The sequence below is a fragment of the Sphingomonas sp. genome, from assembly GCF_026460985.1.
Classification (GTDB): domain Bacteria; phylum Pseudomonadota; class Alphaproteobacteria; order Sphingomonadales; family Sphingomonadaceae; genus Sphingomonas.
Genome location: NZ_JAPKNM010000095.1, coordinates 1 through 17482, shown reverse-complemented (window position 1 = coordinate 17482; position 17482 = coordinate 1). Strand labels below are relative to the sequence as shown.

20 protein-coding genes are annotated in these 17482 nt (G+C 68.1%); 14 read left to right on the top strand and 6 right to left on the bottom strand.

The genetic code is table 11. The annotated features are described in order from the left end of the window. The 4 genes from MT490_RS15670 to MT490_RS15655 all read right to left on the bottom strand — a co-directional run. On the bottom strand, window positions 1–272 hold a 272-nt coding region (locus MT490_RS15670), incomplete at its 3' end, for a nucleotidyltransferase family protein (protein ID WP_363321758.1). A gap of 193 nt (window positions 273–465) precedes the next feature. Beyond that, window positions 466–1329 (bottom strand): HprK-related kinase A, encoded by an 864-nt coding sequence (locus tag MT490_RS15665; protein ID WP_297389728.1) that lies wholly within the window; start codon window positions 1327–1329, stop codon window positions 466–468. Continuing rightward, window positions 1317–1595 carry an HPr-rel-A system PqqD family peptide chaperone gene (locus MT490_RS15660; RefSeq protein ID WP_297389726.1) on the bottom strand — a complete coding sequence of 93 codons (279 nt, stop codon included), beginning with the start codon at window positions 1593–1595 and terminating at the stop codon, window positions 1317–1319. The genes MT490_RS15665 and MT490_RS15660 overlap by 13 nt, the downstream gene beginning before the upstream one ends. Before the next feature lie 151 nt (window positions 1596–1746). Further along, window positions 1747–2136: a hypothetical protein gene (locus MT490_RS15655; RefSeq protein WP_297389724.1), complete on the bottom strand. Its 390-nt coding sequence runs from the start codon at window positions 2134–2136 to the stop codon at window positions 1747–1749. Between the two features lie 62 nt (window positions 2137–2198). Here MT490_RS15655 and MT490_RS15650 point away from each other — a divergent pair, with 62 nt between their 5' ends. The 11 genes from MT490_RS15650 (at window position 2199) to MT490_RS15600 (ending at window position 12565) form a co-directional block, all read left to right on the top strand. Continuing rightward, a complete protein-coding gene (locus MT490_RS15650; RefSeq protein ID WP_297389721.1) occupies window positions 2199–3395 on the top strand; it encodes an ATP-binding protein in 1197 nt (398 codons plus the stop codon). A gap of 117 nt (window positions 3396–3512) precedes the next feature. After that, the gene (locus MT490_RS15645) at window positions 3513–4502 is read left to right on the top strand and encodes a substrate-binding domain-containing protein (protein ID WP_297389718.1); all 990 of its coding nucleotides are present in this window, start codon (window positions 3513–3515) and stop codon (window positions 4500–4502) included. Window positions 4503–4511: 9 nt separating this feature from the next. Next, window positions 4512–5888: a phosphate ABC transporter permease subunit PstC gene (gene pstC / locus MT490_RS15640; protein WP_297389715.1), complete on the top strand. Its 1377-nt coding sequence runs from the start codon at window positions 4512–4514 to the stop codon at window positions 5886–5888. Beyond that, a complete protein-coding gene (gene pstA / locus MT490_RS15635) occupies window positions 5881–7206 on the top strand; it encodes a phosphate ABC transporter permease PstA (RefSeq protein ID WP_297389712.1) in 1326 nt (441 codons plus the stop codon). Before pstC ends, pstA begins: the two co-directional genes overlap by 8 nt. After that, window positions 7206–7976 carry a phosphate ABC transporter ATP-binding protein PstB gene (gene pstB / locus MT490_RS15630; protein ID WP_297389709.1) on the top strand — a complete coding sequence of 257 codons (771 nt, stop codon included), beginning with the start codon at window positions 7206–7208 and terminating at the stop codon, window positions 7974–7976. Before pstA ends, pstB begins: the two co-directional genes overlap by 1 nt. Then, a complete protein-coding gene (gene phoU, locus MT490_RS15625; RefSeq protein WP_297389706.1) occupies window positions 7976–8665 on the top strand; it encodes a phosphate signaling complex protein PhoU in 690 nt (229 codons plus the stop codon). The genes pstB and phoU overlap by 1 nt, the downstream gene beginning before the upstream one ends. A 10-nt stretch (window positions 8666–8675) precedes the next feature. Further along, the gene (gene phoB, locus MT490_RS15620; RefSeq protein ID WP_029936401.1) at window positions 8676–9368 is read left to right on the top strand and encodes a phosphate regulon transcriptional regulator PhoB; all 693 of its coding nucleotides are present in this window, start codon (window positions 8676–8678) and stop codon (window positions 9366–9368) included. Between the two features lie 318 nt (window positions 9369–9686). Then, window positions 9687–9962: a hypothetical protein gene (locus MT490_RS15615; protein ID WP_297389703.1), complete on the top strand. Its 276-nt coding sequence runs from the start codon at window positions 9687–9689 to the stop codon at window positions 9960–9962. Between the two features lie 112 nt (window positions 9963–10074). Next, window positions 10075–10413 carry a hypothetical protein gene (locus tag MT490_RS15610; protein ID WP_297389700.1) on the top strand — a complete coding sequence of 113 codons (339 nt, stop codon included), beginning with the start codon at window positions 10075–10077 and terminating at the stop codon, window positions 10411–10413. Window positions 10414–10481: 68 nt separating this feature from the next. Further along, the gene (locus tag MT490_RS15605) at window positions 10482–11369 is read left to right on the top strand and encodes an SDR family NAD(P)-dependent oxidoreductase (protein ID WP_297389697.1); all 888 of its coding nucleotides are present in this window, start codon (window positions 10482–10484) and stop codon (window positions 11367–11369) included. 74 nt (window positions 11370–11443) lie between these two features. Beyond that, on the top strand, window positions 11444–12565 hold the full coding sequence (locus MT490_RS15600; RefSeq protein WP_297389695.1) for a hypothetical protein: 1122 nt from the start codon (window positions 11444–11446) through the stop codon (window positions 12563–12565). Window positions 12566–12802: 237 nt separating this feature from the next. On the opposite strand, the gene MT490_RS15595 is transcribed toward MT490_RS15600, so the two are convergent. Together MT490_RS15595 and epsC are read right to left on the bottom strand one after the other, a co-directional pair. Further along, window positions 12803–13141 carry a DUF2794 domain-containing protein gene (locus MT490_RS15595; protein ID WP_297389692.1) on the bottom strand — a complete coding sequence of 113 codons (339 nt, stop codon included), beginning with the start codon at window positions 13139–13141 and terminating at the stop codon, window positions 12803–12805. Continuing rightward, window positions 13141–13848, bottom strand: coding sequence for a serine O-acetyltransferase EpsC (gene epsC, locus MT490_RS15590; protein ID WP_297389690.1), 708 nt, complete (start codon window positions 13846–13848; stop codon window positions 13141–13143). Before epsC ends, MT490_RS15595 begins: the two co-directional genes overlap by 1 nt. Window positions 13849–14005: 157 nt before the next feature. Here epsC and MT490_RS15585 point away from each other — a divergent pair, with 157 nt between their 5' ends. From MT490_RS15585 to ahpF, 3 genes are all read left to right on the top strand, one after another. Next, window positions 14006–14764 carry a sulfite exporter TauE/SafE family protein gene (locus MT490_RS15585; RefSeq protein ID WP_297389689.1) on the top strand — a complete coding sequence of 253 codons (759 nt, stop codon included), beginning with the start codon at window positions 14006–14008 and terminating at the stop codon, window positions 14762–14764. Window positions 14765–15058: 294 nt separating this feature from the next. Next, window positions 15059–15622 (top strand): alkyl hydroperoxide reductase subunit C, encoded by a 564-nt coding sequence (gene ahpC, locus MT490_RS15580; protein WP_297389688.1) that lies wholly within the window; start codon window positions 15059–15061, stop codon window positions 15620–15622. A 105-nt stretch (window positions 15623–15727) separates the two neighbouring features. Next, the gene (gene ahpF, locus MT490_RS15575) at window positions 15728–17308 is read left to right on the top strand and encodes an alkyl hydroperoxide reductase subunit F (RefSeq protein ID WP_297389684.1); all 1581 of its coding nucleotides are present in this window, start codon (window positions 15728–15730) and stop codon (window positions 17306–17308) included. Window positions 17309–17482: the final 174 nt, after the last annotated feature.

Genomic DNA, 17482 nt, shown 5'->3' with positions numbered 1-17482 from the left:
AGGATGACCGGCATCCCCGTCGGCGCGAGCGCGCGCCGCGCCATCTCGGCTTCCCACAAGGCGGCGGCGCGACCCTGCGCGGCCGAGGCGCGGGCGTCGGCGAGGATGCGCGCCGCGGCGGGCGGCATGGGCAACCCTTCGAGGCGATGCGCGAGCGTGCCGATCAGTTGCTCGGCGCGGGCGATGGCAAGGAGCGCGGTCCAGCCGGCGTCGTCGAGCGCGGCGGTCGTCGCCGGATCGCGGAGTGCGTTGGCTAGGATGATCGCATCCATCACCACCTCCCCGTCACCCCCGCGAAAGCGGGGGATGGGCAGAGCCGCCATGCGCCCCGCGCATGGCTAAGATTGCCGGGGGCAATCTTACCTGCCCATCTCGTGCAGAAGCCAAGCGGTGCAACGACCGTTGTGCACGTGGACAGTCCGGGAGATGGGCCCCCGCTTTCGCGGGGGTGACGAAGTATTTGCATCACGCCGTCTCCGCCCAGAGCCGCTCGACCTGCGCCAGCGCCGTCGCGGTGTCGGGATAGTCGAGCGCGCGCGCCGGGACGGTGCGCACCAGCCGGGTGAGCGCGTCGAAGCCGCGTTCGGCGAGCGCGACATAGTTGGTCGAGGCCTGGGTCAGCCGGACAAAGGTCTCGCTCGGCAGCACTTCGCGCTCGGCCGCGACGAAGCCGTAGCTCGGGAATAGGATCAGCCGCGGCTCGGCGGGCTCGGCCATCGCGGCGATCGCGCGGGCATCGGGGACGAGGTGGCGGATACTGCCCTTGGGGGTACCGTGGAGCACCGGGCCGAACCGGGCATCGGGCAGCGCCCGCTCCATCACCGCGATCGCTTCGTTCTTGAGGCTGATCAGTCGGGGAAAGCCGTGGATCAGGCCGGTCGCCGGATCGAGCAGCGCGAACTCGTCGCCCATCAGCCGCCAACCCTGCGCCATCAGCAAAGCCGCGAGCGTCGACTTGCCCGCGCCCGACAGGCCGGTCATCAGCAGCGCCTTGCCCTGCTTCTCCACCGCCGAAGCGTGGAGCACCAGATAGCGGCGCTGGCCGAGCGCCATCTGGAGGTTCATCCCCATCTCGGCGGCGAGCAGCCCCTGGGCGAGCGGCAGCGGCGCGGCATCGGGGATGACGAAGTCGCCGCCGATATGGACCGACGGACGCAGGAAACGCCGCCACGGGCGCGCGGCGAAGAGGTGGACGTTGAAGTCCGGGATGCCGTCCTCGGGCGCCGGATAGTCGCGGTAGAGCGCATCGAGCGCGGCGATGGGCGCGCGCCAGTCGCTCCCGATGCGGAAGCCGACCGGACCGATGCGCAGCCGGGTCAGATGGCGCACAGGCGCTCCACCAGCCCGACCGCGGCGAGTTCGTCGAGCCTGACCGCCAGCGCATGCGGATCGGCGTCGACCAGGTCGAAGCGCTCCGCGAGGCGGGCGAGCAGATCGGGCGCGGATAGCGGTCGGCTCGCGAGAGTCTCCAGGATCTCGGGCACCGGGCTGTCTACGATATGGGTGATGCCCGAGGCGCGGTGGTAGACCAGAGTCAGCGCGTCGAGCGGGACGATGCGCAGCGCCTCGGGAGCCGCGGCGCGATAGAATGTCATGCTCGCCCCTCCCCGTCATCCCCGCGAAAGCGGGGACCCATCTCGTGCAGTCGCCAAGCCATACTACGGCTGTCATATGCGCGGATAGCGCCGGAGATGGGTCCCCGCTTTCGCGGGGATGACGGCAGGGAGCCGGACAGCGGGGTCGGCCTCAGCCGCGCGGCATCTGCAGCGATGCGAAGCAGGTGAAGCCGCTGGTGCCCGATTGCAGGCGGCGGATATAGTTGGTGTAGGCGCGGCTGCGCTCGTAATCGGTGCCGGGCAGCGTGCCGCCCGAGAGCGCGCGCTTGACGTCCTCGGCCTTGAACGCGGCGCCGGGCGGCGGATAGGCGCCGGGGGTGCCGGCGGGCACCAGGGTCCCGTCAGGCGCGATATAGCTGCCGGCGCGCGCCGGATCGGGGACCGGGATCTCGCAATTGAGCACCGAGGCGCTGGTCTGCGCGAGCGCGGGGCGGATCGAGACGATCGCCGACGCGCCCGCCGCGCCGAGCATCAATGCGCGGCGACGCGAAGCGACGGGTCCGGTGCTGTCTTCGGCCATGGCGCCTTGTCATGCGCCCGCGCGGCTTTCGCAATCGTAAATCCATGCCTAGAACGGGACATATGCCTTCCTTCCTCGGTATCCGGACAGCATTGGCGCTCCTCGTCGCGGTCGTCGCCGCGGGCGCGAGCCTGTTGCTGAGCGGCGACGTGCAGGCGAGCCTCGTCGTCCTGGTCTGCGCCGTGGCGGCGGTGCTGGTAGCGGCGAGCAGCAGCGACACGCCGCCTTCGATGCCTATCGCAATATCCACGGAGAGCGAGCCGGCGATCGCCGAGGTGATCGAAGCGATCGCCGAGCCGGTGCTGGTGATCGCCGACAATCGCGTCGAGGCGGCCAATCTGGGGGCGCGCGAATTGCTGGGGCAGCATGTGCTGGGCGAGGACGTCCGCGTAGCGATCCGCCACCCCGCCGCCGCCGAGCGGCTGATGCGCTCCGACAATGGCGGCCCGGCCGCGCCGATCCATCTCGTCGGGCTCGGCACGCGCGACCAGCGCTGGGAGATGCGCGTGCGCACGCTGGGCGACGGGCGCCGCGTGGTCCATCTGATCGACCGCACCGGGAGCTATGCCGCCGAGCGGATGCGCGTCGATTTCGTCGCCAATGCCAGCCACGAGCTGCGCACGCCGCTCGCCTCGCTGCTCGGCTATGTCGAGACCCTGCGCGAGGACGCCGGCGACGATCCGGGGACGCGCGCGCGCTTCCTCAAGATCGTGTTCGGCGAGGCCCAGCGGATGCAGCGGCTGATCGAGGACCTGATCTCGCTGAGCCGGATCGAGGCGGAGAAATATCGCGTACCGGGCAAGGCGGTCGACCTCGCCGACCTGATCGAGGAAGTGACGCTCGAGCTCTCGGGCAGCCCGCGCGCCGCCGATCTGGTGACGCAGATCGCCGACGTGCCCGAGGTGGCCGGCGATCCGACCCAGCTCAGCCAGTTGCTCCACAACGTCATCGGCAACGCGATGAAATATGGCCGCGAAGCAACCCCGGTCACCGTCTCGCTCCAGCCCGAGGGCGAGGCGATGGTGCGGCTCAGCGTCTCGGACGAAGGCGAGGGAATCCCGCCGCAGCACCTCCCCCGGCTGACCGAGCGCTTCTACCGCGTCGACTCTGGGCGCAGCCGTTCGTTGGGCGGGACCGGACTGGGCCTCGCGATCGTCAAGCACGTCGTCGAGCGGCATCGCGGCCGGCTCGATATCGCCAGCACGGTGGGCAAGGGCACGACCGTCACGATCCTGCTGCCGGTGCAGCGAGTGTCATAAAGGCGTAACCGACTTGCAAGACAGCGCGAGGACGTGCCGAAGCGCACGACTCGGGGTACAGCGGGAGTTCGCGACATTTTCGGCAGGTTCGGCCTGATTGCAGCGGCGGCGCTCACGTTGGCCGGCTGCGACAGCAACACGGCGCGCGAGATACGCGTCGTGGGCTCCTCGACCGTATATCCCTTCACCACCGCGGTCGCCGAGACCTTCGTCAACCAGGGCGGCGGGCGCAAGGCGCCGGTGGTCGAATCGATCGGCACCGGCGCGGGTCTCAAGCGCTTCTGCGAGGGCGTGGGCTGGGAATTCCCCGACATCGCCAATGCGAGCCGCCGCATCAAGAAATCCGAATACGCGCTCTGCGAGGCCAATGGCGTCGGCGAGATCATGGAAGTCCAAATCGGCGTCGACGGCGTGGCGCTGGCCGAGGCGAACAACGGCCCCAGGCTCTCGCTGAGCAAGAAGGACGTCTATCTGGCGCTCGCCGCCAATCCCTTGGGCAAGCCCAACACCGCGCGGATGTGGCGCGACGTCAATCCGGCGCTTCCCGCGATCCCGATCCAGGTGATGGGCCCGCCCGCGACCAGCGGCACGCGCGACGCGCTGGTCGAGCTGGTAATGGAGCCCGGCTGCGCCGCGGCGGATCCCGAGGTCAAGGCGCTCAAGGCGGCCAAGGACACCGCGCCCTATGACAGCCGCTGCAAGCGCATCCGCGACGACGGGCCCTATATCGACAAGGGCGAGAACGACAATCTGATCGTCCAGGGGCTCGCGGCCAACCCCAACGCCCTAGGGGTTTTCGGCTATTCCTATCTGGAGGAGAATATCGATCGGCTCCACGGCGTGCCGATCGAGGGCGTGGCGCCGAGCTACGCGACCATCGCCGACGGCACCTATCCGGGCGCGCGGCCGCTGTTCCTCTATGTGAAGAAGCGCCATCTGCGCGCGGTGCCCGGACTGGCCGACTTCCTCACGCTCTACACGACGATGTGGAACCCCAAGGGCAAGCTGACCCAGCGCGGACTGATCGCCGCCCCCGACGCGCTGCGCGGGAAATCGGCGCAGATCGTCGCGCAGCGAACCCCGCTCGATCCCGCCGGACTGCATTGAGGATATGACGTGAACGCCTTCGCGCTCCTCTTCCTCATCGCCGGACTCGGCCTGATCGGCTGGCTCACCGCGCGCGCGCGCGCCAACCGCTTCGACCGGGCCGGCGCCAAGCGGCTCCATTCGCTGCCCGGGCAGCACGGCATGTACGTCGCGATCTGGACGGTGCTGCCCGCCCTGCTGTTCGTCGCGGCGTGGAGCGCGATCAGCCCGGGGCTCATCAAGGAAGCGGTGCTCCAGCACCCCGCCGCGGCGCAGCTTCCGCAGTTCGAGTTCGAGCGCAACGCATTGCTCGCCGAGGCCAAGCGCGTCGCGCGCGAGAACGGCGCCACGGCCTTCGATCCCGTCGCCGAGCAGCTCGCCGCCCCCACCCGCGCCGCCCAGTCGCGCTATGGCTGGATGGGCACCGGCGTCGCGATCCTGCTCGCCTTTGCCGGCGCCGCCTTCGCGCTCACCCGCGTCCGCGCGAGCTTCAAGGCGCGCAGCCAGGTCGAGCGCGGGATGATGGTCATCCTGCTCATCGCCTCGCTGATCGCGATCCTGACGACGCTCGGCATCTTCCTGTCGCTGCTCTGGGAGTCGCTGCGCTTCTTCCAGCAGGTGCCGATCACCGATTTCCTGTTCGGCGCGCATTGGAGCCCGCAGGTGATCGACGCGGCCGATCCGGGCAAGTCGCTGGGCGCGGTGCCCCTGTTCTGGGGAACCTTCTTCATCGGTGCGGTGATCGCGATGATCGTCGCCATCCCGTTCGGGCTGATGAGCGCGATCTACCTGACCCAATATGCCGCGCCGACCGTCCGCAAATGGATGAAGCCGACGCTCGAGATGCTCGCGGGCGTGCCGACCGTGGTCTATGGCTATTTCGCCGCGCTGACCGTGGCGCCGGCGGTGCGCGATCTCGCGGTGTCGCTCGGCTATACCTATGCCTCGTCCGAGAGCGCGCTCGCCGCGGGCCTGGTGATGGGGGTGATGATCATCCCCTTCGTCTCCTCGATGGCCGACGATTCGATCGCCGCGGTGCCGACCGCGATGCGCGACGGCAGCCTCGCCATGGGCGCGACGACCAGCGAGACGATCTCCAGGGTGCTGATCCCCGCGGCATTGCCCGGCGTGGTCGCGGGCGTGCTGCTCGCGGTGAGCCGCGCGATCGGCGAGACGATGATCGTGGTGATGGCCGCCTCCGGCGCGGCGAACATCACGCTCAACCCGTTCGAGAGCGCGACCACGGTCACCAAGCAGATCGTCGACCTGCTCACCGGCGAATCCGAGTTCGACAGCCCGAAGACGCTCGCCGCCTTCGCGCTGGGGCTGACGCTGTTCGTGATCACGCTGCTGCTCAACATCGTCGCGCTGCGCGTCGTGAAGAAATATCGGGAAGCCTATGAGTAGCGCGGTCCTCTCCCAGCTTCCGGCCGGCTCGAAGGGGCCCGCGGATCGCGCGCCGACCGACTGGAAGACCGCGGCGATGCAGCGGCGCATCCGCAAGCGCTACGCGGCCGAGCGGCGCTTCCGCTTCTTCGGGCTAGCGGCGGTGGTGCTGTCGGCGGCGTTCCTCGCCTTCCTGCTGATCACGATGGTCGCGAACGGCTGGCGCGGCTTCACGCGGACCGACGTCGCGCTGCCGATCGACTTTCCTGCTGCCGGGATGCTCGTCGAGCGTGCCCAGCTCAGGACGCCGGCGGCCGATCTGGCGCTGGCGGGCGCGGGGCTGGAAAATGCCGTCAAGGGCGCGGCTGCGACTGCGTTCGGGCCGGGTGGCGACGAATTCATCTCCGAGAACGCCTGGCTGCGCGTCCGCGACGCGATCAAGGCGGACCCGACGATCCTCGACCGCAAGGTGAGCATCGAAGTGCCGGCGTCGACCGAGATCGACCAGGCCGTGCGCGGCGACGGCAATGCCGAGGCCAAGGCGGCGGCGGCCAGGCTCCGCCAGGCGGGCGTGCTGTCGCGGCACTTCAACATGGACTTCCTGCACGAATCGGACTCCACCGATCCGGTCGCGGTGGGCATTTGGGGCGCGCTCAAGGGCTCGCTGCTGACGATGATCGTCACTTTCCTGATCGCCTTCCCGGTCGGCGTGCTCTCGGCGATCTATCTCGAGGAATATGCGCCGCGGAACCGCTGGACCGACCTGATCGAAGTCTCGATCAACAATCTCGCGGCGGTGCCCTCGATCATCTTCGGCCTGCTCGGGCTCGCGGTGTTCCTCGGCAGCTGGAGCCTGTTCGGCTACCAGTTCGGGCCGCTCCTCCCCCGCTCGGCGGCGTTGGTCGGCGGGCTGACGCTCGCGCTGATGATCATGCCCGTGATCGTCATCGCCAGCCGCAACGCGATCAAGGCGGTGCCGCCCTCGATCCGCGATGCCGCGCTCGGCATCGGCGCGAGCCCGATCCAGGTGGTGTTCCATCATGTCCTGCCGCTGGCGATGCCCGGCATCCTGACCGGCACGATCATCGGCATGGCGCGCGCGCTGGGTGAGACCGCCCCTCTGCTGCTGATCGGCATGCGCGCGTTCATCGTGACGCCGCCGGGCGGCTTCACCGATCCCGCCACCGTGCTGCCGGTGCAGATCTTCCTCTGGTCGGACGAGGTCAGCCGCGGCTTCGTCGAGAAGACCAGCGCCGCGATCATCGTGCTGCTGGTGTTCCTGCTCGCCATGAACGGCTTGGCCATCTATCTTCGCAACAAATTCGAGACCCGCTGGTGATGACGCAAGCAGCTCACAACAAGATGTCCGCCCGCGGCGTGAGCGTCTTCTACGGCGACAAGCAGGCCGTGAAGGACGTGTCGATCGACATCGACATGGACAAGGTGACTGCGTTCATCGGCCCCTCGGGCTGCGGCAAGTCGACCTTCCTGCGCACGCTCAACCGCATGAACGACACCATCGCCAGCGCGCGGGTCGAGGGCGAGATCATGCTGGACGGCGAGAACATCTACTCGTCGGCGATGGACGTGGTGCAGCTGCGCGCGCGCGTCGGCATGGTGTTCCAGAAGCCGAACCCCTTCCCCAAGTCGATCTTCGAGAACGTCGCCTACGGCCCGCGCATCCACGGACTGGCGGCGTCGAAGAGCGAACTCGAGGCGATCGTCGAGCGCTCGCTCAAGCGCGCGGGCCTCTGGGAGGAAGTGAAGGACCGGCTGCAGGACAGCGGCACCGCGCTTTCGGGCGGGCAGCAGCAGCGGCTGTGCATCGCCCGCGCCATTGCGGTCGACCCCGAAGTGATCCTGATGGACGAGCCCGCCTCGGCGCTCGATCCGATCGCCACCGCCAAGATCGAGGAGCTGATCCACGAGCTGCGCGGGCGCTATGCGATCGCCATCGTGACGCACAACATGCAGCAGGCCGCCCGGGTCAGCCAGCGCACTGCCTTCTTCCACCTCGGCACGCTGGTGGAATATGGCGAGACCGACCAGATCTTCACCACGCCCCGCGAGGAACGCACCAAAGACTATATCACGGGAAGGTACGGCTAATGGCGATCGGCCAGGAACATACCGTCAAGGCGTTCGACCAGGACATCAAGCAGCTCCGCGCGCTGATCAGCCAGATGGGCGGGCTCGCCGAGCAGGCGATCCACGACGCGATGAAGGCGCTCCAGCGCGGCGACACCGCGCTCGCCGCCCAGGTGCGCGGCAAGGACAAGCAGATCGACGCGATCGAGTCCGAGGTCGAGAAGCTCGTCGTCCGGTTGATCGCGCTCCGGGCGCCGATGGCCGACGACCTGCGCGAGGTGATCGCGGCGCTCAAGATCGCCGCGGTGGTCGAGCGGATCGGCGACTATGCCAAGAACATCGCCAAGCGCGTGCCGCTGATCCACACCGAGGGCGAGGACCGGATCGAGGCGCTGTCGCTGCTGCCCGCGATGGCGCAGATGGCGAGCGACATGGTCCATGACGTGCTCGACGCCTTCGCCTCGCGCGATGCCGAGACGGCGGCGCAGATCTGCCGGCGCGATACGGCGCTCGACGATTTCTACGACGCGATATTCCGCACGCTCGTGACCTTCATGGTCGAGAATCCGCGCACGGTTAGCCAGGTTGCGCATCTGCTGTTCGTCGCCAAGAATATCGAGCGGATCGGCGACCATGCCACCAACGTGGCCGAGATGGTCTATTTCGCCGCGACGGGCCGCTATCTGGCCGACGAAGCGGCAACGGCATGAGGACGCGTATATGGCCCGAGTGAAGATGCTTCTCGTCGAGGACGACGCCGCGATCGCCGAGTTGGTGACCTGGCACTTCAAGCGCGAGGATTACGAGGTCAAGCACACTCCCGACGGCGAGGAGGCGCTGCTGCTCGCCAAGGAAGCGACCCCGGACATCGTGCTGCTCGACTGGATGGTCGAGGGGCTCTCGGGGATCGAGGTGTGCCGGCGCCTGCGCCGCATGCCCGAGACCGCCAACATCCCGATCATCATGCTCACCGCGCGCGGCGAGGAAGAGGATCGCGTGCGCGGGCTCGAGACGGGCGCCGACGACTATGTCACCAAGCCCTTCTCCCCGCGCGAGCTGGTGGCGCGCGTCGGCGCGGTGCTGCGCCGCGTGCGGCCGGCGCTGGCGGGCGAGGCGCTGAGCTATGCCGATATCGAGATGGACACCGTCGGCCACAAGGTCCGCCGCGGCGGCGACGTGATCTCGCTCGGGCCGACCGAGTTCCGGCTGCTCAAGCACTTCCTGGAGCATCCGGGCTGGGTGTTCTCGCGCGAGCGGCTGCTCGATGCGGTGTGGGGGCATGACAGCGACATCGAATCGCGCACGGTCGACGTCCATATCCGGCGGCTGCGCAAGGCGATCAACCATGGCGACCGCCCCGACATCATCCGCACCGTCCGCTCCGCGGGCTATGCGCTGGATACCGGGAACTAGGGCGGATCGGCATTCAAGCGAGCGAGGCCTTTCAATCCTCCCCCGCCAGGGGGAGGTGGGGCCGAAGGCGTCGGAGGGGGAGGTAGGCGGCGCCCTCTCCAACTGAGCACAGTGATTCCGCCCCCTCCGTCACGCTGCGCGTGCCACCTCCCCCTGGCGGGGGAGGATTAAGAAGGCTGAATGTCGATACAGGCTAGGGGAATCTTCCTCGCCGGGCGCGGGTAAATCCCTAGCGCGTCGACGGAGCCATCCGTGTCAGTTCGCGTTTCCGGAAAGGCGCATCCCCATGCGCCCAGGAAATCGCTTCGGAGACCTGTGATGACTCTGATCGCATTGGCCACGGCGCTCGCCCTCAGCGGCGCTTCCGCGCAGACCCCGCCCCAGCAGACGCCCCCGGCCGACGCCCCGCGCCTCGGCGGTCTCGCGCCCCCCACCGGCCCGTTCGTCGATGGTCCGCCGCCGCCGGGCGCGCGGGTGGTCTTCGTACCCAATCCGAAGACGCCGACCGAGATGTTCCCGCCGCCCCCGCCGCGCGAGAACGTGCCCTTCTGCAAGCGCGGCCAGTTCGATGGCTGCAAGCAGCGGGGCGGCTGAGCGACGAAGCCCCCTTTCCGAGAGACGAGACGCGCCGCGCGCGCAACAATCTCTCGCATACATACGTTTCTCTTCCGCAACGGGGGGCCCGTAGCGAGAAGAGGACGTGCGAATGAAATGGACGATCATGGCCGCCGCGCTGGCGATCAGCGGCACTGCGGTGGCGCAGGACGTGCCCGCCACTCCGCAACAGCAGACCCCGCCGGCAACCGAAGCGCCGGCGACCCCCGACGCGACGACCACGGCGCCTGACGCTGGAACCACCGGTGCCGGCACGACGACCGCGCCGGACGCGGCCGCGGCTCCTGCCGCGCCCGCTGCCCCCGCGGATGCGACGGCAACCCCTGCCCCGCCGCCCGCCACGGCTGGGCCCGCTCCCGCGCCGCAGGCCGAATATCCGCCCTGCTCGAAGACAGTGAAGGACCAGTGCCGCCAGCGCGGCGGCCGCTGAGCATCCGCCCGGACTTGCGTCCGCGCTGATCGCGTCTAGGAAGCGCTCCACAAGATCGGAGCGCTTCCATGACCATCAGTTTCGACAATCGCGTTGCCATCGTCACCGGCGCAGGCGGCGGGTTGGGCCGTGCCTATGCCCTGGAGCTCGCGCGACGCGGGGCGAAGGTGGTGGTCAACGACCTCGGCGGCACGCGCGACGGCACCGGCCATTCGGACGCCGCGCTCGCGGTGGTCGCGGAGATCGAGGCCGCGGGCGGCGAGGCGATGTCGAACGGCGGCAGCGTCACCGATTACGGCCAGATGGTCGCGATGGTCGAGGCGGCCAAGGCGCGCTGGGGCCGCGTCGACATCCTGATCAACAATGCCGGCGTCCTCCGCGACCGGAGCTTCGCCAAGATGGAGCCGGAGGATTTCCGCTTCGTCATCGACGTGCACCTCAACGGCTCGGCCAATGCTACCCGGGCAGTGTGGGAGACGATGCGCGAGCAGAATTACGGGCGCATCCTGATGACCGCCTCTTCGACCGGCCTGTTCGGCAATTTCGGCCAGGCCAATTACGGCGCGGCCAAGCTGGGGCTCGCCGGGCTCACCAAGACGCTGCACCTCGAAGGCGCCAAATACGGGATCAAGGTCAACACGATCGCCCCGGTGGCGGGGACACGGATGACCGAGGACATCTTCCCCGAGGCCGCCTTCAAGGCCTTCGCGCCCGAGAATGTCGCGCCTGCCGCACTGTTCCTCGTCTCCGAGGACGCCCCCACCAACATGATCGTCGGTGCCGGCGCGGGCGTGGTGCAGGCCGCCTATGTGACGCTCACCCCGGGCGCGAAGCTGGCCGAGCCCACCCCCGAGAGCGTCGCCGCGCAGTGGAGCGAGATCATCGACCGCCGGGGCGAGATCGTCCCCAATTCGGGCGCCGAGCAGACGATGCTGATCATGTCCAGGCTGCAATAGCCGTCCGACCGTATCACCGTATTGTTTCACTAATACACTCGTGCTATGCAATCCTCACAACAGGAGGATTGCCGATGTACAGCGAGAGCGACCTGGCAGGCGCCGTGGAGGCGGGAGCGATCTCCCGCGAAGCGGCGGCTGCCCTCAGAAACCATGTGGCGGCGAGCCGCTCGACACCCACCGTCGACGAAGAGAGCTTCCGGCTGCTGACCGGGTTCAACGACATCTTCGTCGGGATCGCGTCGATCCTGATCCTCGTCGCGGTCGGCTGGATCGGCTTCTACATCGGCGGCAAGATCATGGGCATCGAGACGCATGAGGGACCGCGCCAGGTGGGCGTCGCGGTGTCGTTCGGCGGGTTCGCGGTGTCGATCACCAGCTGGCTGCTCGCCGAATATTTCACGAAGCAACGCCGCATGGCGCTGCCCAGCATCCTGCTGCTGCTCGGCTTCGCGGGCGGCTTCTTCGCAGGCTTCGGCGCGATCTGGGGCGCGAACGCACCGTGGCTCGCCGAGCAGTTCGGCCTGACGACCGACCTCCAGGAGCGCCAGCTCGCCGGGACGATCGGAGTCATCACCGGCATCGCGACCGCAGGCGCGGCCTGGCTGCACTGGCGCCGCTTCATGGTGCCGATCACCGTCGCGGTGGGCGCGCTCGCGCTCGTCGCGGTCGCCGTCGGGGCGATCACCGCGTTCGTGCCGGCATCGAAGGAAGCGCTCAACCCGATGCTGCTGATCGCAGGCGTGCTGGTCTTCGTCTTCGCGATGCGCTGGGACATGTCCGACCGCGAGCGCCGCACGCGCCGCTCCGACGTCGCCTTCTGGCTCCACCTCGCCGCGGCGCCGCTGATCGCGCACCCGATCTTCCACATGCTCGGCGTGTTCGACGGCGCGATCGGCGCGCCGATGGCCGGGGTGGTGATCGCGCTCTACGTGGCCTTCGCCGCGGTGGCGCTGGCGGTCGACCGGCGCGCGCTGCTCGTCTCGAGCCTCGTCTACGTGCTCTGGGCGATGTACGCGCTGTTCGAGCAGAGCGGCGCGGTCGAGCTGGCCGCGGCGCTGACTGCCCTGGTGATCGGTTCGGCGCTGCTCACCCTCTCCGCCTTCTGGCAGCCGATGCGGCGCAGCGTGATCGGCCTGCTGGGTGCAGAACTGGAGGGACGACTGCCGCCGACGCAGCAGCTCGCCGCCGCCTGAATCAGCCACTCCAATAAGAACGGCCTCGAAGCACCCGCTTCGGGGCCGTTCCACGTTCCCGGCGTGAAAGTGCACACGTTCGCGGAATGCCTTTCACGGGAGATGGCGGAAGTGTTCGTTGCGGAGGGAAGGAAGGAACATTTCCTCGCCGAAGTTGACACCCGGGCGGCGAGGCCGTTCTCCATTCCCGCTGGCGGGATCGACGATGTCAAAGAGCCGTACCGGGCAGAAAAGCGCCTATTCCCCCACCAGTTTCATCAGCCGCCGCTCGACCGGCGCGAGCACCGGGCCGAGATCGTGCCCGCGCTTGAGCACCATCCCCGCCTCGTGGACCAAAGCCCACATGCCCTGGCGATTGCGCAGCGCCGGGCGCTTCTCGATCCGATATTCGGGACGCTCGGCGGCGCGGCGGAAGGCGGCGAACACCGCGGCGTCGTGATCGAACTGGATCGCATAATCGCGCCAATGCCCGGCGGCGACCATGCGGCCGTAGAGATCGAGGATGCGGGTGAGCTCGAGCCGCTCGAAGCCGACCTGGCTGGGGCGGCCGAAGGAGAGAGGCGTGACGATACCCATCAGGCGCGGTCGCGGCGTCCCGTATCGCTTCGTGTATCGCCCCCTGTCTCGCGTGCCTCGATCATCGCGTCGAGCCGTTTCCGCAACGTCTCGAGCTCGCAGCGCATGATCTCGAGCTTCTGCGTCGCCGGATCGAACAGCTCGCTGCACGGCGTGCCGTAGGGGACGAAGTCCTTCTGCCACGTCGCCGCCTCGACCAGGGTGGGCTTGGCCGGGATGCCGACCATCACCGCGCCCTCGGGCACGTCGCGGGTGACCACCGCATTGGCGCCGATCCGCGAACGCTCGCCGACCGTGATCGGCCCCAGCACCTGCGCGCCCGAGCCGATGATCACGCCGTCCAGGATGGTCGGGTGGCGCTTGCCGGCCACGCCGTTGTCGGGGCTGGTGCCGCCCAAAGTGACGCATTGATAGATGGTGACGTCGTCGCCGATCTCGGCGGTCTCGCCGATCACCACGAAGCCGTGGTCGATGAAGAAGTTGCGGCCGATCGTGGCGCCGGGATGGATGTCGATCGCCGTCATCCAGCGCGACCAGTGATTGACCACGCGCGCGAGGAAGAACCAGCCGCCCTTGTAGAGCCGATGCGCGACGCGATGATAGCCGAGCGCCCACACGCCCGGATAGAGCAGGATTTCGGCACGGCTTCGCGGCGCTGGGTCCCGCGCGCGGATCGAATCGAGATAGGCCTTCAGACGAAGGAACATGGCCGGGTTCCCCTTTGTCCCTTCCATTTAATGCACCGCGCGTCCGATTTCCAGAACAGCCCCTCGCGGGGCTTGTCCCGGCTAAACACGATGTATCTTGTGGGGATTGGGCGGGCGCGGCATTCCTGCCGGTCGAACTGCTTGGCAAGGGGCGCGGATGATCTTCGGAATTGACCTCACGGCGCTGCTTCCGTTCATCGCCGTGGGCTTTGCCGCACAGATGGTCGACGGCGCGCTGGGCATGGCGTTCGGCGTCATCTCCAACACCTTGCTGCTGAGCCTGGGGGTGCCGCCCGCGGCCGCTTCGGCAGGCGTGCACACGGTGGAGAGCTTCACCACCGCAGTCTCGGGGATCAGCCACGCGCTCCACAAGAACGTGAACTGGAAGCTGTTCCTGCGAATCGCGGTGCCCGGGGTGATCGGCGGTGCGCTGGGCGCCTATGTGCTCTCCAACATCCACGCGTCGACCGCGAAGCCCTTCATCCTCGCTTACCTGACCGCGATCGGCCTCTATCTGCTGTGGCGCAGCCGGCATTATCCGCCGCACGAGCGCAGCCCGCGCATCGTCGAACCGCTGGGCCTCGCCGGCGGGTTCCTCGACGCGGCGGGCGGCGGCGGCTGGGGGCCGGTGGTGACCAGCAACCTGCTCGTCCAGGGATCGAGCCCGCGGATGACGATCGGCACGGTCAACACCGCCGAGTTCTTCGTCACCACCACCATCTCGGCGACCTTCATCACCCAGCTCGGGCTCGAGGCGTTCACGCTCGCGACGATCGGGCTGCTGATCGGCGGCGTGCTCGCCGCGCCGCTGGGCGCGCGCCTCGCCAAGCGGATCGAGCCCAAGACGCTGATGCTGATGGTCGGCGTGGTGCTGACGCTTACCAGCGTGTACAATTTGTACCTCGCGCTGCGGTAGGAATCACTGCGGCGGCGCGGCGGGCCCTCAAATCCTCCCCCGCCAGGGGGAGGTGGCGCCGAAGGCGACGGAGGGGGAGGTAAGCGACTCACTGGCCGTCGTGATTCCTCCCCCTCCGTCAGGCTGCGCCTGCCACCTCCCCCTGGCGGGGGAGGATTGAGAAGGCACACTCGATCAATATCACCCGATTGATCGCTTCACTCGATCAACCCAAGTGAGCCTTCCCATTAGGCATTGCGATGCAGCGCACCTATATGCCGCATCGCAACACAACGCCTTTGGAGGAATTCACGCATGGCGCTCATCGGAAGCACGATTAAGCCGTTCACGGCGCAGGCCTATAAGGACGGCAAGTTCGTCCAGGTCACCGACGCCGACACGCGCGGCAAGTGGGCGGTGTTCTTCTTCTATCCGGCCGACTTCACCTTCGTGTGCCCGACCGAGCTGGAGGATCTGGCCGACATCTACCCGACCCTCCAGAAGATGGGCGTCGAGGTCTATTCGGTGTCGACCGACACGCATTTCAGCCACAAGGCCTGGCACGACACCTCGCCGGCGATCGGCAAGATCAATTACTACATGCTCGGCGACCAGAACCACGTCCTCAGCACCAATTTCCAGGTGCTGCGCGAGGGCCAGGGCCTGGCGGACCGCGGCACCTTCGTCGTCGATCCCGAGGGCGTGATCCAGCTGGTCGAGATCACCAGCGAAGGCGTCGGCCGCAACGCCGCCGAGCTGCTGCGGAAAATCAAGGCCGCGCAGTACATCGCCGCGCATCCGGGCGAAGTCTGCCCGGCGAAGTGGGAAGAGGGCGAAGAGACCCTGGCCCCCTCGCTCGACCTCGTCGGCAAGATCTAAGACCTAAGGCGCCTCCTCCCCTCCCCCTTGTGGGAGGCGCCGATTCGGCCCGGGGTGGACCACCATCCCGGGCCGTTTTCATGAGAACCTAGTGGAGTACCGACCTTGCTCGACGCCAATCTGACGCAGCAGCTCAAGACCTATCTGGTCAACATCAAGCAGCCGATCGAGCTGGTCGCCAGCCTGGGCGACGACGCCAAGTCGGGCGAGCTCGAGCGGCTGCTGAACGACATCGCTGCGCTGTCCGACGACATCACGGTCGTCCGCAAGGACGATGCCCGGAAACCCAGCTTCATGATCCGCCGCGCCGGCACCGATATCGGCGTGCGCTTCGCGGGGCTGCCGATGGGGCATGAGTTCACGAGCCTCGTGCTCGCGCTGCTGCAGGTCGGCGGGCATCCGTCGCGCGCGGCGCAGGAGCTGATCGACCAGGTCAAGGACCTCGACGGCGACTATGAATTCGAGACCTATTTCTCGCTGTCGTGCCAGAACTGCCCCGACGTGGTGCAGGCGCTCAACCTGATGGCGGTGCTCAACCCGCGCATCAAGCACGTCGCGATCGACGGCGCCTTGTTCAAGGACGAGGTCGACACGCGGAAGGTAATGGCGGTGCCGACGGTGTTCCTCAACGGCGAGCCCTTCGGCCAGGGCCGGATGGAGCTCGAGCAGATCGTCGCCAGGATCGACAGCGGCGCCGAGACGCGCGCGGCCGAGAAGATCAGGACCAAGGACGCGTTCGACGTGCTCGTGGTCGGCGGCGGCCCCGCGGGTGCCGCGGCGGCGATCTATGCGGCGCGCAAGGGGATCCGCGTGGGGGTGGCGGCCGAGCGCTTCGGCGGGCAGGTGCTCGACACGATGGCGATCGAGAACTTCATCTCGGTGCCGCACACCGAGGGGCCCAAGCTGGCCGCGCATCTGGAGCAGCACGTCAAGGACTATGACGTCGACATCATGAACCTGCAGCGCGCCGAGAAATTGATCCCGGCGCCGCTCGAGGGCGGGCTGCACGAAGTGGTGCTGGCCAACGGCGCGAGCCTCAAGGCGCGGACGGTGATCCTCTCGACCGGGGCGCGCTGGCGGACGATGAACGTCCCGGGCGAGGACCAGTATCGCAACAAGGGCGTGGCCTATTGTCCGCATTGCGACGGCCCCTTGTTCAAGGGCAAGCGCGTCGCGGTGATCGGCGGGGGCAATTCGGGCGTCGAGGCGGCGATCGACCTTGCCGGGATCGTCGCGCACGTCACGCTGATCGAATATGACAGCGACCTGCGCGCCGACGCGGTGCTCCAGCGCAAGCTGGCGACGCTGCCGAACGTCCAGGTGATCACCTCGGCGCTGACCACCGAGGTGCGCGGCGACGGCGAGAAGGTGTCGGGGCTGGTCTATAAGGACCGCAACCACGGCATTTCGCACGAGATCGCGCTCGAGGGCATCTTCGTCCAGATCGGGCTGGTGCCGAACACCGAGTGGCTCAAGGATTCGGTCGCGCTGTCGAACCGCGGCGAGATCGAGATCGACGCGCGCGGCGAGACCTCGCAGCGGGGCATCTTCGCCGCGGGAGATGCGACGACGGTGCCGTACAAGCAGATCGTCATCGCGATGGGGGCGGGCTCGACGGCGGCGCTGTCGGCGTTCGACTATCTGATCCGGTTGCCGGCGGAGGAGCTGGTCGAGGCGGCGGCCTGATCCTTTTCCCCTCCCTGCAAGGGAGGGGTCAGGGGTGGGTGAGAAAAGGTCGGGCTCGATGCCCGGCCTTTTCTTTATTCCACGCAGCTCGATGGGCTCCCCCGGCCTTCGCCGGGGTCGCACCCACCCCCAGCCCCTCCCTTGCAGGGAGGGGAGTCTTGGGGCTCGCATCAT